Source organism: Actinopolyspora sabaoui (assembly GCF_051225635.1).
Lineage (GTDB): Bacteria > Actinomycetota > Actinomycetes > Mycobacteriales > Pseudonocardiaceae > Actinopolyspora.
In genome coordinates this window covers 387,862-400,904 of the sequence record NZ_JBMIHH010000001.1, presented here as the reverse complement: position 1 = coordinate 400,904, position 13,043 = coordinate 387,862, and the positions used below count along the sequence as shown (strand labels likewise).

13 protein-coding genes and 1 pseudogene are annotated in these 13,043 nt (G+C 67.6%); all 14 read right to left on the bottom strand.

From position 1 onward, the window contains the following. Positions 1-230: 230 nt before the first annotated feature. Positions 231-420 (bottom strand): annotated as a pseudogene (locus ACOQFL_RS01775) (DUF397 domain-containing protein). 316 nt (positions 421-736) lie between these two features. Next, positions 737-1,633: an NADP-dependent oxidoreductase gene (locus ACOQFL_RS01770; RefSeq protein ID WP_435542303.1), complete on the bottom strand. Its 897-nt coding sequence runs from the start codon at positions 1,631-1,633 to the stop codon at positions 737-739. A gap of 133 nt (positions 1,634-1,766) precedes the next feature. Then, positions 1,767-2,726 carry a hydrogenase nickel incorporation protein HypB gene (gene hypB, locus ACOQFL_RS01765; protein WP_435542302.1) on the bottom strand — a complete coding sequence of 320 codons (960 nt, stop codon included), beginning with the start codon at positions 2,724-2,726 and terminating at the stop codon, positions 1,767-1,769. A 61-nt stretch (positions 2,727-2,787) separates the two neighbouring features. Then, positions 2,788-3,135, bottom strand: coding sequence for a hydrogenase maturation nickel metallochaperone HypA/HybF (locus tag ACOQFL_RS01760; protein ID WP_435542467.1), 348 nt, complete (start codon positions 3,133-3,135; stop codon positions 2,788-2,790). Positions 3,136-3,362: 227 nt separating this feature from the next. Next, the gene (gene hypE, locus ACOQFL_RS01755) at positions 3,363-4,403 is read right to left on the bottom strand and encodes a hydrogenase expression/formation protein HypE (RefSeq protein WP_435542466.1); all 1,041 of its coding nucleotides are present in this window, start codon (positions 4,401-4,403) and stop codon (positions 3,363-3,365) included. Positions 4,404-4,585: 182 nt separating this feature from the next. Continuing rightward, on the bottom strand, positions 4,586-5,713 hold the full coding sequence (gene hypD, locus ACOQFL_RS01750) for a hydrogenase formation protein HypD (RefSeq protein ID WP_435542301.1): 1,128 nt from the start codon (positions 5,711-5,713) through the stop codon (positions 4,586-4,588). 321 nt (positions 5,714-6,034) lie between these two features. Further along, positions 6,035-6,307 (bottom strand): HypC/HybG/HupF family hydrogenase formation chaperone, encoded by a 273-nt coding sequence (locus ACOQFL_RS01745; protein ID WP_092927847.1) that lies wholly within the window; start codon positions 6,305-6,307, stop codon positions 6,035-6,037. Positions 6,308-6,462: 155 nt separating this feature from the next. Continuing rightward, a complete protein-coding gene (locus tag ACOQFL_RS01740) occupies positions 6,463-6,567 on the bottom strand; it encodes a DUF6893 family small protein (RefSeq protein ID WP_435542300.1) in 105 nt (34 codons plus the stop codon). After that, positions 6,567-7,097, bottom strand: a complete 531-nt coding sequence (locus ACOQFL_RS01735; RefSeq protein WP_435542299.1) for a hydrogenase maturation protease — start codon at positions 7,095-7,097, stop codon at positions 6,567-6,569. The genes ACOQFL_RS01740 and ACOQFL_RS01735 overlap by 1 nt, the downstream gene beginning before the upstream one ends. After that, positions 7,094-8,626 (bottom strand): hypothetical protein, encoded by a 1,533-nt coding sequence (locus tag ACOQFL_RS01730; protein ID WP_435542298.1) that lies wholly within the window; start codon positions 8,624-8,626, stop codon positions 7,094-7,096. Before ACOQFL_RS01730 ends, ACOQFL_RS01735 begins: the two co-directional genes overlap by 4 nt. Further along, entirely contained in the window at positions 8,623-9,264 is a 642-nt protein-coding gene (locus ACOQFL_RS01725) for a DUF6084 family protein (protein WP_435542297.1), read from the bottom strand. The genes ACOQFL_RS01730 and ACOQFL_RS01725 overlap by 4 nt, the downstream gene beginning before the upstream one ends. Beyond that, complete coding sequence (locus ACOQFL_RS01720) at positions 9,257-9,979, bottom strand: DUF5947 family protein (RefSeq protein ID WP_435542296.1); 723 nt, start codon at positions 9,977-9,979, stop codon at positions 9,257-9,259. The genes ACOQFL_RS01725 and ACOQFL_RS01720 overlap by 8 nt, the downstream gene beginning before the upstream one ends. Then, positions 9,976-10,917, bottom strand: coding sequence for a NifU family protein (locus ACOQFL_RS01715; protein ID WP_435542295.1), 942 nt, complete (start codon positions 10,915-10,917; stop codon positions 9,976-9,978). The genes ACOQFL_RS01720 and ACOQFL_RS01715 overlap by 4 nt, the downstream gene beginning before the upstream one ends. A gap of 313 nt (positions 10,918-11,230) precedes the next feature. Next, positions 11,231-13,021, bottom strand: a complete 1,791-nt coding sequence (locus tag ACOQFL_RS01710) for a nickel-dependent hydrogenase large subunit (protein ID WP_435542294.1) — start codon at positions 13,019-13,021, stop codon at positions 11,231-11,233. Between the last annotated feature and the right edge of the window lie 22 nt (positions 13,022-13,043).

Below are 13,043 nucleotides of genomic sequence, written 5' to 3'. Positions count from 1 at the left end.
GATCTGACTCAATCCTTGCCCAGTATCGAACATGAGAACACAAGCCCGAGCCTTATTGGCACCCTTGGGAACAGCACTGGCAGCAACACTCGCGCCCGTGCCCCCAGCGGCCTCGTCCGCCATCACAGCCCCCTCCAGCTCCGAACAAGCCCACCCCGACCGGACGATCACTCTAACCCACGCGAACGACCGTCATCCGGCAAACCGACAAACCCGAGCAGTGACCCACCTCACTCCAATGAGTGCGGCAAAGCCGCCAGGAACTCCGCCCACCGGTGGCAGTCCACCACCAGCATTCCGGTGTTCGGGGCCTTCGAATCCCGCACGGCTATCACACCGACCAAAAGTAGCCACCTCCACACAAGCGTCGTGGTGATTGCTGTAACTACTCCGACGCCAGTACCTCGTGGACGGTTCCATCGTGTTCATCGACGCCACCACATCGCCAGATTCCGGGTGAGGCAGTGCCCGGCGGGGCTCACCGAACCGGAACGCAGCACAAGAGGTCACCGCCCGAGTTCACAACTACCAGCGGGCTACTACCGAAGTCATCAGCCGTACCGGTGACAGAACGCTTCGCCTCTCACTCCGAAAGCTTGGTCACGAATTCGGTCCATCGACGACGGTCCACACCAGCTGACTACAAAAACAGCACCGACCACACGCGAAGACCGCCCGGCCCGCCGAAGCGCGCCGGGCGGTCACATGTCGGTTACTCGGAAACGGTCGAGGGTAATCAGCTCACTTCGAGGGTGATCTTGCCGCCGCTGTGACCGGTCTCGCTGTCATCCTGTGCGGCCGCTGCCTCGGAGAGCGGATACGTCCGCGCGTGTCGAAGGTCCAGCTCGCCCTCGACGACACGCTCGGCCAGTTCGGCCAGTACCTCCGGCGTGCGGTCCCACTCCTTTCCGGAGGAGAACGGTATGCCCGATTCGGCGGCGTTGGGATCCGCGATGGTGATGATCCGCTCGGTGCCCCCGCGCAGCTCCACCGACTCCGGCAGCACTCCCCTGCCCGCGGTGTCGAACACGGCATCCACTCGTAGCACCAACTCGCGGACCCGGTCCACCAGGCCATCGCCGTATGCCACCGGAACGGCACCGAGCGCGCGGAGATCGTCGAACCGCCCCGATCCCGCCGTGCCGATCACCGTGGCTCCGAACTCGACGGCCAGCTGCACCGCGATCCGCCCCACCGCGCCGCTGGCACCGTGGATCAACAGCACATCGCCGGAACCGAGTTCGAGCTCACGTAGCACCCGCAGCGCGGTGGCTCCGGCCACCGGCAGCGCGGCAGCGTCCCCCCAGGACATTCCGGCCGGTTTGCGCGCCAGGATCGACGCCAACGCGTACTCGGCGTAGGACCCGGTCTCGGCCCAGCCGAACACTTCCTCTCCCACCTCGAACGGTGCGGAATCACCGACCGCATCGACGACACCGGACAGCTCCAGTCCCGGTCGATGCGGCAGCGACAGCCCGGGCATCACGCCCCGCCGCAGTTTCCAGTCCAGCGGATTGACCCCGGCTGCACGCACGGCCACCCGCACCTGACCGGCAGCTGGCTCCGGCTCCTCGACCTCGACCTGCCGCAGCACTGCCGAGGAACCGGTTTCGTCGAACTGGACGGCGCGCATGAACACTCTCCTTCGGATTTCAGGTGCGACCCACTCTCCCACCGGGCGTCAATTTCTCGCGAAATCGTCGTACCGACACCGCCTTACGGATGGTGTCGATTTCTCGCGAAATTCACGCCGCGCGAGGCTCCGGTCAGACTCCCTGGTGCACCGGGGTGGAGACGTGCCCTGCCAGCCAGTCGTACCAGGCGGAAAGTCCTTCGCCGGTGATGGCCGAGACCGGCAGGATCTCCACGCCGGGATTGATCCGGCGGGCGTACTCGGCGAACCTGTCCATCTCGAACGAGAGATGCGGCAGCAGATCCGTCTTGTTCAGCAGCACCAGATCGGTGTGGGTGAACATGTTGGGGTACTTCAGCGGTTTGTCCTCCCCCTCGGTCACCGCAGCGATGACGACCTTGGCGTACTCGCCCAGGTCGAACAACGCCGGGCAAACCAGGTTTCCCACGTTCTCCACCAGTACCACCGAGCCGGACGCGGGGCGCAGCGAACGCAGGGCACTCCCCACCATCTCGGCGTCCAGGTGGCATCCCGCGCCGGTGTTGATCTGCACCACGTCGGCGCCGGCGCGCCGCAGCCGCTCGGAGTCGCGCAGCGTCTCCTGGTCACCCTCGATCACCGCAGGCGGAACGGACGAGCCGGAGTCCGCCAGGGTTCGTTCCAGCAGCGTGGTCTTGCCCGCCCCGGGCGAGCTCATCAGGTTCAGCATCAGCACGCCCCGCTCGGTGAGCCACTGCCGGTTGCGCTCGGCCAGCGTGTCGTTCTTGGCCAGCACCTCTCGCTCCAGCTCCACCCGGCGCGTGGTGCCGTCCCGCTCCGGCACCTCGGCCTCCGAGTCCACAGGTGCCCGCGCGCCGTCCTCGTGCGAGTGACCGTGCTCATGGGGGTGCTCGTGGTCATGGGCATGATCGTGGTCATGGGCATGATCGTGGTCGTGGGAATGCCCGTGATCGTGGGAATGATCGTGGGTGTGAGGATCTCCCCCGTGCCGGTGATTCGGCGAGCCGGATCCGACCTCCTCCCCGTTGTCGGTGGCGTTGCGGGCTCCCACCCGCACACCGCGCTCGTCACCGCATCCGCAGGTAGCGCACATCGTTGTTCCCTTCCCACAGCATCGAACCGACCATTCGAAAGAATCCGCGTTCCCCCGCCGCTCACGAAGCGACGGTCCCGGATTCGACTTCCACCGCTCTGATCCGCAGTTCCCGCCCGGAGAGCACCTCGACATCGGGACTGCCGCAGGCACAGACCGCGAGCTGGTCCTCCAGCGCGAGCCGCCGGTCACAGTCCCGGCACCGGCCACTGCCGGTCGGAGTCACGATGTCCAACCGCGCACCTTCCAGCGCCGTGCCGGTGACCACCAGGTCGAAGCAGAACCGCACGGAATCCGGCACCACGCCGGAGAGCTTGCCGATCTCCAGTTCCAACCTGGTGACACGCGGCTCGCCGACCGCGTCGAGCACCGCGTCCACCACGCTCTGGGTTATCCCCAGCTCGTGCACCGCAATCCCCTCCCACAACCACTTCACGGAAATCCGTTTCGGGCGGCGTCAATTTCCCGCGAAATCGTCGGGCGCCGCGAGGGTGCGTCCCCGGTGCGTGAGTCGGATGCATCGCAAGGCCGGGCCGCTCGCCGCGTAGGTCGCTACTCAAGAGCCGGCCCAACGCCGCAAGGCGCCGACTCACGTGCCGGCTAACCGACCACGCACGCGAGTTACGTTGCTGACTCTCAACAGATCCGAGGTAGGGGATCCCCTACCAGCAGATCCACGATCCGCGTCCCGCCGAAGGCGGTGTTGAGCATCACCAGCCCGGGCGGGTCCTCGCCGATCCGGCCGATCACCGCCGCGTCCGAACCGTGTGGGTGCTCGCGCATCGCCGCCAGCGCGGTGTCGACGGACTCTCCGTCCACGATGGCCACCATCCGTCCCTCGCAGGCCACGTACAGCGGGTCGATGCCGAGCAGTTCGGAGGCACCGCGCACCTCGGTGCGCACCGGAACCTCGCCCTCCTCCACGACCACGGCGACGTTCGCGGCGGTGGCGACCTCGTTGAGGATCGTCGCCACACCGCCTCTGGTGGCGTCGCGCATCGCGCGCACACCCGGGGTGGCCTCCAGCAGCCCGGCGACCATGTCGTGCAACGGGGCGGTGTCGGACTCCAGATCGGCGTCGATGTCCAGCTCGCCGCGCTCCAGCATCACCGTGACGCCGTGGTCGCCGACGGGGCCGGAGACCAGCACGGCATCCCCCGGTCGGACGGTGTCGATGCCGAGCTCGTGCTCGGTACGGCGCACGCCCACCCCGGTGGTGTTGATGTAGCAGCCGTCGGCCTTGCCCTTCTGCACCACTTTGGTGTCACCGGTGACCACCCGCACCCCGGCACGCTCGGCTGCTTCCGCCATGGAACGGACCACGCGCCGCAGCTCGGAGATCGGGAATCCTTCCTCGATGATGAACCCGGCGGAGAGGTAGAGCGGCGTGGCTCCGGACACGGCGAGGTCGTTGACCGTGCCGTTGACGGCGAGTTCACCGATGTCGCCGCCGGGGAAGAACAGCGGGGAGACCACGAAGGAATCGGTGGTCATCGCCAGCCGCGAGCCGTCCACCGCGAACTCGGCGCCGTCCTCGAGCTTCTCCAGGTGCGGGTTGCGCAGTTCCTCCAGGAACAACGCCTCGGTCAGCGTCTGGCTGGCCTTGCCACCGGCGCCGTGGGCGCTGGTGACGCGTTCTTCCTTGATCTTCGGTTTGCGGGCGCGCGCCTTCTCGATGCGGTCGAGGACCCGCTGCTCCCTGCTGCGGTAGTCGCTGCCCGGTTCGGCCGCACCGTGTGCCGGCTCGGCGGTGCTGTGCACCGGTTCGGTGGCGGTGGGCACGGTTTCGGCAGCGGTGTGCTCGGCCGGTGTCCCGGTCGTGGCGGCGACCGGCTCCGCGTCGGTCTCGTTCTCGATGCTCACGCCTTGCTCGCCTCCTTGACGCGTTCCCTGCTGAACCGGCCGAAGTTGTAGTAGGCGGCGCAGGCCCCTTCCGGGGAGACCATGCAGGTGCCGATCGGGGTCTCCGGGGTGCAGGCGGTGCCGAACACCTTGCACTCCCAGGGCTTGAGCACGCCCTTGAGCACCTCGCCGCACTGGCAGGCCTTGGGGTCGGCCACGCGCACACCGGGCAGTTCGAACCGGCGTTCGGCGTCGAACTCGGCGAACTCCTCACGCACTCGGGTGGCCGAGTGCGAGATGAAGCCCAGTCCGCGCCATTCGAAGTAGGGCCGCAGCTCCATGGTTCGGCTGATGGCGTCCAGCGCCACCTCGTTGCCGTGCCACGGCACGACCCGCGAGTACTGGTTCTCCACCTCCGAGCGGTTCTCGGACAGCTGCAGCATCAGCATGTAGATCGACTGCAGGATGTCCAGCGGCTCGAAACCCGCCACCACCAGCGGCTTGCGGTAGTCGCGGGCGATGAACTCGTAGGGTTTGCAGCCGATCACCGTGGAGACGTGACCGGGGCCGATGAAGCCGTCCAGCCGCAGGTCGGGCGAGTCGAGAATGGCCTTGATCGCCGGGATGACGGTGACGTGGTTGCAGAACACCGAGAAGTTCTCCAGCCCCTCGGACCGTGCGCGCAGCAGCGTCATCGCGGTGGACGGCGCGGTGGTCTCGAACCCGATCGCCATGAAGACCACGTGCTGTTCGGGGTTCTGCCGCGCCAGCTTGAGGGCGTCCAGCGGGGAGTAGACCATCCGGATGTTGGTGCCCTCGGCGTTGGAGTCGAAGAACGAGCCGTTGCTGCCGGGAACCCGCATCATGTCGCCGAAGGAGGTCATCAGCACCCCCGGCTGCCTGGCGATGTGGATGGAGTCGTCCACCCTGCCCATCGGGATCACGCAGACCGGGCAGCCGGGCCCGTGGATCAACGAGATGTTCTCGGGGAGGTAGTCCTCCAGGCCGTGTTTGTAGATGGTGTGGGTGTGGCCGCCGCACACCTCCATGAACTTGTACTGCCTGCCCGGCTCGCACAGTTCGGTTATCTTGGCCGATAGCGCACGCGCCTTGTCCGCGTCGCGGTACTCGTCGACGAATTTCATGGCACCTCCTCCGAAACCTTTTGAGCGAGAATCCGAGGACACGAAAACCGTTCGGAAACGTGCCCCAACTGATAGTGCGGCGTCAATTTCTCGCGAAATCGTCGCTCCGCCACGACCCAGGGCCGAGCTCCCACCACTCCCGCGGCCAAAACTCCGACCACCCTCGCAACCGGCACCGCAGCGGGTTCTCTCGTGGTGCTCTCGCGAGGACGGTCCCGACGTTGTGTAGGTCGCTACCCGATGTCGGGGCACCCGCAGCGAGAGCGCCGCGAGAGGTTCCGCCAAGCGGCCACTCTCGCAAACCGAGCCGCCAGAACCCCGCTAATCAATGTAGGAGTCCTGCAACGCTTCCAACTCGTCCTCGTACGCCTTTCCGATGTCCTCCAGGAATTCCAGCGCGGCCTGCGCCTCCTGTTCGTCGATCTTGGAAAGCGCGAATCCCACGTGGATCAGAATCCAGTCACCGGCCACCGGACGGTCGTCGTCGAGCAGACCGATGTTGATGTTGCGACGCACTCCGCTGACGTCCACCTTGGCCAGATCGGGCCGGTCCGGCAGGACTTCGATGACCTCACCCGGGATTCCCAAACACATCCGAATTCTCCTCAGTAATTTGTCGACTCGCGTTGCCGGGATCCTCGCTTGGCGGAGCCTCTCGCGGGGGTGCCGGTGGACGGGCATGGCCGGCAGCGGCTACACCGCTTGTCCGTCAATTTCTCGCGAAATCGCCGCGCCGAAGGCCCGAATGGTCACATGCGGCTGATCCGCACGTAACGCTTCACGTCCGGGCCGAACAACCACGCCAGGGTGGCGATCAACCCCACCAACAGCACCAGGAACAGAAAACGGCGCACTACCGATCACCTCCTTCGACGACTCCTCGTCCGAGTCCGGCGGACTCGGATTCCTCCTGTTCGGCGCACACGAGTTCGCGCACCCGATGCACCGCTGCCGGCACGGCGCGTTTCACGATCCGGCTCAGGCCGATGCGCTGTTCCAGCTCGGCGGGCTCGCAGCCGAGCACGAAAACCCGTCCGGGATCACCGCCCAGCAGGGTGACCAGGTCCAGCACCACATCCGGCTGCATACCGTGCGCGTCGGCCAGCGTCGCGGTGTCCCGATTGGCGACGTTCCCGATGTCGGTGGGCCGCAGCAGGGTCAGCGTCCCTGGGGGATCACCCCTGGACAGGGCGTCGACCAGCACGGTGGTCGCGTAACCGTCGAGCAGGTCGAACGCGAGGTGCATCCCGCTGGTGCCGTAGTCGCCCGCCCAAACCCCCTCGGGCAGCTCGGTTTCGGCGAGCGCACGCCCGACCTCGGGGCCGAACCCGTCGTCGCCGAGGAAGATGTTGCCGATGCCCGCGATCAGTACCCGGGGGCTCATCGCCGCACCTCGTCCTCACCGGCCGGGGCGGTTTCCTCCGGTTTTCCGGACGCACCCGCCGCCCCCGCCAGGGGGCGGACCTCCTCGGTGCCGAAGTAGCGGAACCGCCCGTTGGCACCCTGGATCTCCGCACCCGGATCGTCGTCCAGAGTCACCGCCAGGTGACTGCCGCCGTCCACGTCGAAGTACACCGCGCGCACCGTGGCGACGCGTCCGGTCAGGAACATGTCCTGCGCGTCGCTGCCGCTGCCCGGCAGCAGGGTGACCTTGCTGCCGTTGGACACCGACTGCCCGTCCACCTCGACGCTGTCGTTCTCCGGCGAGACCGCGGCGTCGGCACCGGGATCCCACCAGGGGGTCCCGGGCTCGGGGAACGGTCCCGCGGCCTCGCCGGAGATTCCCGCACCGGGCGAACCGGGCGGGGCGGGGAGGTCCGGTGGGAGGGACGACTGGTGCGAACCCTCCTGCGGCACCCCCTCGTCTCGCGAACTTTCCCGCTCCGGCACCGACTCCCGCAGGTATCGCAACGTGCCGTGCAGCCGTTCCAGCATCTCGGGCGGCATGTTGTCGACGCCGTCGATGATGCCGCGAGCCCGTTCGTCGGTCTGCCTGGCCCGCTGTTTCTCCTGCTCGGTCAGTGCCATGGTGCGCAGCGTCAGAATCTCGTCGATCTCGGTGGCGTCGTGCAGCTGTTGCGGGCTCTCCGGGGCCACCCTCGGATCGTCGTAGAGGATGATCGGGGCCGCCAGCACAGCGGCACTCCGGTCGCCGGGCCCCAGCAGTACGGGCCAGCAGCGCACGTTCTCGCATTCGGCCACCGCGGCGGCCGCCCATTCCGGTGGGTCCATCGAGGACAGCAGCGCCCCCTGGTCCAGGCCGAGCAACAGGTGGGTAGCGACGAAGGCGTGCCGCAGCGCCCGCTGCCTGTCCGCGTCCTCGGCCCGCCACTCGGAAGTGTTGGCCACACCCACCCGCAGCCGCAGGCCGCCGTAGGGTCCCGCTAGTCGTTCGGCGTCGACCCGCAGCCTGCCCCGTAGCGGACGCAGTTCGCGAACGATCCGCCCGCGGAGTTCCCCGTCCCGGTCGCGGATCTCCTCGGTGCTCCGGGCCGAATCGTCGCGGACGGCGAGTTCGCATCCGCCGGCGAGCAGGTCCCCGACCCGTGCCAGCAGGTCGTGCTCCTGCTCGACCGCCTCGTCGAACTCCTCGATCACCCGGTCGTCGACCGGCAACGAGGTCACCCTGCGATACTGCCCGTGCTCATCGAGCGATTCGACCGAGCGCTGCTGGATGCGCAGGAAACGCAGCCGGACGTGCACCCGGGCGTCCTCGGGGGCTTCCAACACGCACTCGGTGCGCAGGTCGGTGTACTCGCCGATCGAGTCGTCGGCGTGGCTCGGCGGCATCAGCACCCCGAACTGCCAGCGCACCTGGTTCTTCGGCGAATCGGCGGTGTAGGGGTAGAGCAGGTACCCCTCGTAGAGGACGGCGTCGGCCACCGCCCTCGCCTTGTCGAACAGTTCCGTCACGGGGTCACCTCGCCCGCGTTGTCCAGCAGTGTTCCGATGGCCGCGTCCCAGGTGGGAATCGCGTGCTGGGACTGGTAGCGCAGCAGCGCGTCCACCGTGTCGCGGTGCAGGCGGATCCAGTCGGCCCGCGGGAAGTACAGCTCCTTGAGCCGCTGCCACACCTCGATCGGCATGGCGTAGTCGGCCTCCAGCTCCCAGGGGATCTGGTGAACCCAGAAACCGTTGGCACCCTTGCCGAAGACGGTGCCGCTGAACAGCAGCACCATCGGCACCGAACCGGAGCGCAACGAGTGCAGGTACTTGCCCGAGGCCACCTCCATGTCGAAGGTGCAGGGCACCGGAACGTCCACCCGGATGGAGTCGGTGAATCCGGGGACCTGCGTGGCGACGTTGGCGAACCGCAGGTTCCGCAGCGTGTGGCCCCAGCGGTCCCGCCCGCCGAAGAGGTGGCCGAGCAGTTCCTCCTCGGAGCTGTCGTAGTCGCGCTTGCGGGGCTCGATGTTGACGGCGCAGCGCAGCGAGATCGCGTGAATCGGGTCCTCACCGGACTCGTCGATGCGCAGCCGGAACAGCAGGGTGGGCCCGGCGCCGTAGCGTTCGCAGCGCACGTCCTCGCACGTGACGGAGAGGTCAGCCATCACCGCGCTCCCCTCCGGACTGTCCGGAGCCGACCCGCTCGCCGCGCTGCCGGAGTCCGGTGAAGAACTCCTCGATGTGCTCGCGTGCCTGGCTGCCACCGTCGAAACCGCGCCAGTACGTGCGAACCAGCCCGACCAGCCGGTAGCAGGTGTCGACCGGCACCAGGAAGCCCTCGAACTCGGTGCCGGACTCACCGAGCTGGTTGATCAGCAGCGCCTCCACGTCCTCGGCGATGTCGGCGAAGGCCGGTTCCCCCGCGATCACCTCGTCCCAGTCCTTCGGCGGCAGCGTCGACTCGGTGGCGCCCGCCGGGCTGGGGTAGAACAGCACCGGCCCGGTGGTCGAGCTGCGGAACATGAAGGCCATGCCGACCGGTATGCCGGTGGACTCCCACAGCGCGACCCCCGGCGGAAAGTTCGGCGCGTAGCGGTAGCGCTCCGGGACGGCACGGTGTTTGCCGCTGCCGGCGCCCGGATGGGTGAAAAGCAGATAGCAGGCGCGGCAGGTGCACAGGATGCGCCGGTTTTCCACGTTGACCACGTGGGAGTGTCCCGTTTCCCACAGCTGTTCCGAGCACATCTCGCAGCTGGTGCCAGGGGCGCGTTGGGGTCGGGCGGACTCGCCGCGAGGTCGCAGGAAGCGGCGCAGCCCACCGGGTTCGGTGGTGCTCGGCCCAGCGGAAGTTCCGGAGGTGGGGAACGTTTCCGGTTTCACCGCGCGACCTCCGGAACCGCGAGGCGGACACCGCCGTGGTCGGCCAGCAGCGGCAACGGTTCCAGGTGCAGGTTCGAGTCCCGCTCCTCCCGGCCCGCCAGTCGAACGTCGTAACTCCGCGCGCAGCCGGGACACCGCAGCTCACCGCCGTGCAGCTCCGCCCGGCCCAGCTCCGTGTCGCAAGCGGGGCAACGGTCCCGGTAGGCGTAGAGCGAGCCCGCCACGTTGCACACCAGCACGCTCGCGCCACCGATCCCGACCGAGGTGAGTTCGCCCTCGGACAGGCTCACCAGCTCGTCCAGGTTGACCCACTCCGCGGTCTCGGCCACGGCGGAACCGCCGTTGTCCGATTCGGACGCCAACGGCAGCAGCGGCCGGCCGCCGGGCCCGGTGGCGGTGGTTTCCGGCTGGGCCATGCCCTCCACGGCGATGTCGGCGATCTCCGGTGCGGCCTTGCGGACGGCGTCCTCGATGGCCAGTTTCACCGTCACCGCCGAGGAGGGGCAACCGTCGCAGTTGCCCTTCAACCGCAGCCGCACCACACCTTCCTCGTCGATGTCGAGCAGCTCCACGTCTCCGGAGTGCGAGCCGAGATAGGGCCGCACGCTGTCCAGCGCGTCGGACACGCGCTGCCGCACCGGGAGGGGGTGCAGATCGTGCAGCGCGAACAGTCCACCGACCAGTTCGTCGGCCGCCAGCCGGTCGAGCAGCTCGGCGCCCGGGGCGTGCTCGGCCAGTATTGTCGTGATCCGTTCGATTCCGGCTCCGTAGAACCGCATGATGGTGGCGACGAGGTCCTCGGCGGCCTCGCGGACGCCGGGCGTCTCGACGGTGTCGAACTTGCCGAGCAGTTCGTCCACGCGGGCGGCGACCGCGCTCGCGTCGTCCTGCTGGGGAGCCGCCCTCGGCGGTGTCCCCGTGGTGGTGGATTGCGTCATCAGTGGGGAGTCCTCGTGTGAATGGGTCACGTCCCGGCGCCCGCCGAAAGCGTGGTCACCGGGGCACGGTTGTGTGGTGTACTGGGTCGGTTGTCTCACTGAGGTGTTCCGGCCGGACCGGCCGAACGAGCCGCTTCGCAGCGCCGAACTTCCGCTCCCGCGGCCCGCACCGCCGCGGGTTCTCCCGTGCGGCTCTCGCGAGGAAGGCCCGACGTTGTGTAGGCCGCTACCCGATGTCGGGCCTCCCGGAGCGAGAGCCGTGCGAGAGGTTCCGCCACCCGACCACCCCGTCAACCCGACCGGGGAGCCCCGATCAGGTCTGGCTGTCGAAGGCGTGGGGCGTGTGCGTCTTGTCCAGCTCGAACCCGTCGCCGGTGTACATGTGCACCCCGCACGGCAGGCAGGGATCGAAGCTGCGCACGGCGCGCATGATGTCGATCCCCTTGAAGTTCTCCGGGGAGTTCTCCTCGAAGATCGGGGTGTTCTGCACCGCGTCCTCGTAGGGTCCCGGTGTGCCGTAGGGGTCGCGCACGCTGGCGTTCCACGGCGTCGGCGGATAGGGGTGGTAGTTGGCGATCTTGCCGTTCTGCACCACCATGTGGTGCGAGAGCACCCCGCGCACGGCTTCGGTGAAGCCGCAGCCCACGCTCTCGTTGGGCACGTCGAACGGTTCCCAGGTCTGCGTGTTTCCGCCGCGGACCTCGGCCAGCGCCTTATCCACGAAGTGCAGCGCGGCGGCGGCGCAGTAGGCCTGGAAGTAGGTTCGGGCCCGGTTGCGCTCGATGGCGTTGCTCCACTTCGGAATCTTCCACTCCAACGTGCGCTCACCCATCGTGGCGCTCTTGGGCAGGTTGATCTCCACACTGTGACCGGTGGCGCGGACGTTGCCCATGTCCACCAGCCCGGCCAGCGCGGTGGTCCACAACCGCGCGATGGGGCCGCCGCCGGTGTCCAGCGCCAGGTGCTCGGAACCGTTGAACCAGCGCGGCGACATCACCCAGGAGTACTTGTCGTCGAAGTCCCGTTTGGCCGGTTTGGGAATGGTGTGCTGGTTCCAGGGATGGCGCTGGTCGACCGGATTGCCCAGCGGGTCGCGGTCGACGAACGTCTCCTGGCCCTGCCAGTCCTCGTAGTAGGAGCTGCCGAGCAGGATCCGGATGCCCAGGTTGATGTCGACCAGGTCGGTGGTGACCAACTGCCCGTCCACGACGATGCCCGGCGTGACGAACATCTTGCGGCCCCAGTTGTTCATGTTCTCGTACTGGAAGTCGCAGTGGTCCGGGTCGTTGAGACTGCCCCAGCAGGCGAGCATGATTCGACGCCTACCGACCTCCTCGTATCCGGGCAGGGCCTCGTAGATGAAGTCGAACAGGTCGTCGTGCATCGGCACGCAGCGCTTCATGAACTCGACGTAGCGCATCAGCCGAGTGAGGTAGTCGGTGAACAGTTGCACCGTGGCGACCGTTCCCACCCCGCCGGGGTACAGCGTGGAGGGGTGGACGTGGCGTCCCTCCATGAGGCAGAACATCTCGCGGGTGAGCCTGCTGATCTGCAGCGCCTCCCGGTAGAACTCGCCCTCCAGCGGGTTGAGCGCCCGCATGATGTCGGCGATGGTGCGGTAGCCGTGCTCGGAGGCGTTGGGGGCCTCGGTCCGCTCGGCCAGTTCCAGCACGCCGGGGTTGGTCTCGCGGATCATCTTCTCGCAGTAGTCGACCCCCACCAGGTTCTCCTGGTAGATGTTGTGGTCGAACATGTACTCGGCGGCCTCACCGAGGTTGATGATCCACTCCCCCAGTTTGGGCGGCTTGACCCCGTAGGCCATGTTCTGGCTGTAGACCGAGCAGGTGGCGTGGTTGTCCCCGCAGATGCCGCAGATGCGGCTGGTGATGAAGTGCGCGTCGCGGGGGTCCTTGCCCTTCATGAAGATGCTGTAGCCGCGGAAGATCGAGGAGGTGCTGTAGCACTCCACCACCCGCCTGGCCTCCCAGTCGATCTTGGTGTAGATGCCGAGGCTGCCGACTATCCTGGTGATCGGGTCCCAGGACATCTCCATCAGATCGGATTTCGACTTTCCCGTCTTGGCGGCGGGATCGGTCTGTGTCATGTGGGTACCTTCCTCGGATCGG

Excerpts from the sequence above, each read along its gene's own strand:
- ACOQFL_RS01725 (WP_435542297.1), bottom strand. The coding sequence starts at position 9,264 with ATGGCTGACCTCTCCGTCACGTGCGAGGACGTGCGCTGCGAACGCTAC.
- ACOQFL_RS01710 (WP_435542294.1), bottom strand. The coding sequence starts at position 13,021 with ATGACACAGACCGATCCCGCCGCCAAGACGGGAAAGTCGAAATCCGAT.
- hypB (WP_435542302.1), bottom strand. The coding sequence starts at position 2,726 with ATGTGCGCTACCTGCGGATGCGGTGACGAGCGCGGTGTGCGGGTGGGA.
- ACOQFL_RS01770 (WP_435542303.1), bottom strand. The coding sequence starts at position 1,633 with ATGCGCGCCGTCCAGTTCGACGAAACCGGTTCCTCGGCAGTGCTGCGG.
- ACOQFL_RS01745 (WP_092927847.1), bottom strand. The coding sequence starts at position 6,307 with ATGTGTTTGGGAATCCCGGGTGAGGTCATCGAAGTCCTGCCGGACCGG.
- ACOQFL_RS01735 (WP_435542299.1), bottom strand. The coding sequence starts at position 7,097 with ATGAGCCCCCGGGTACTGATCGCGGGCATCGGCAACATCTTCCTCGGC.
- ACOQFL_RS01715 (WP_435542295.1), bottom strand. The coding sequence starts at position 10,917 with ATGACGCAATCCACCACCACGGGGACACCGCCGAGGGCGGCTCCCCAG.
- hypD (WP_435542301.1), bottom strand. The coding sequence starts at position 5,713 with ATGAAATTCGTCGACGAGTACCGCGACGCGGACAAGGCGCGTGCGCTA.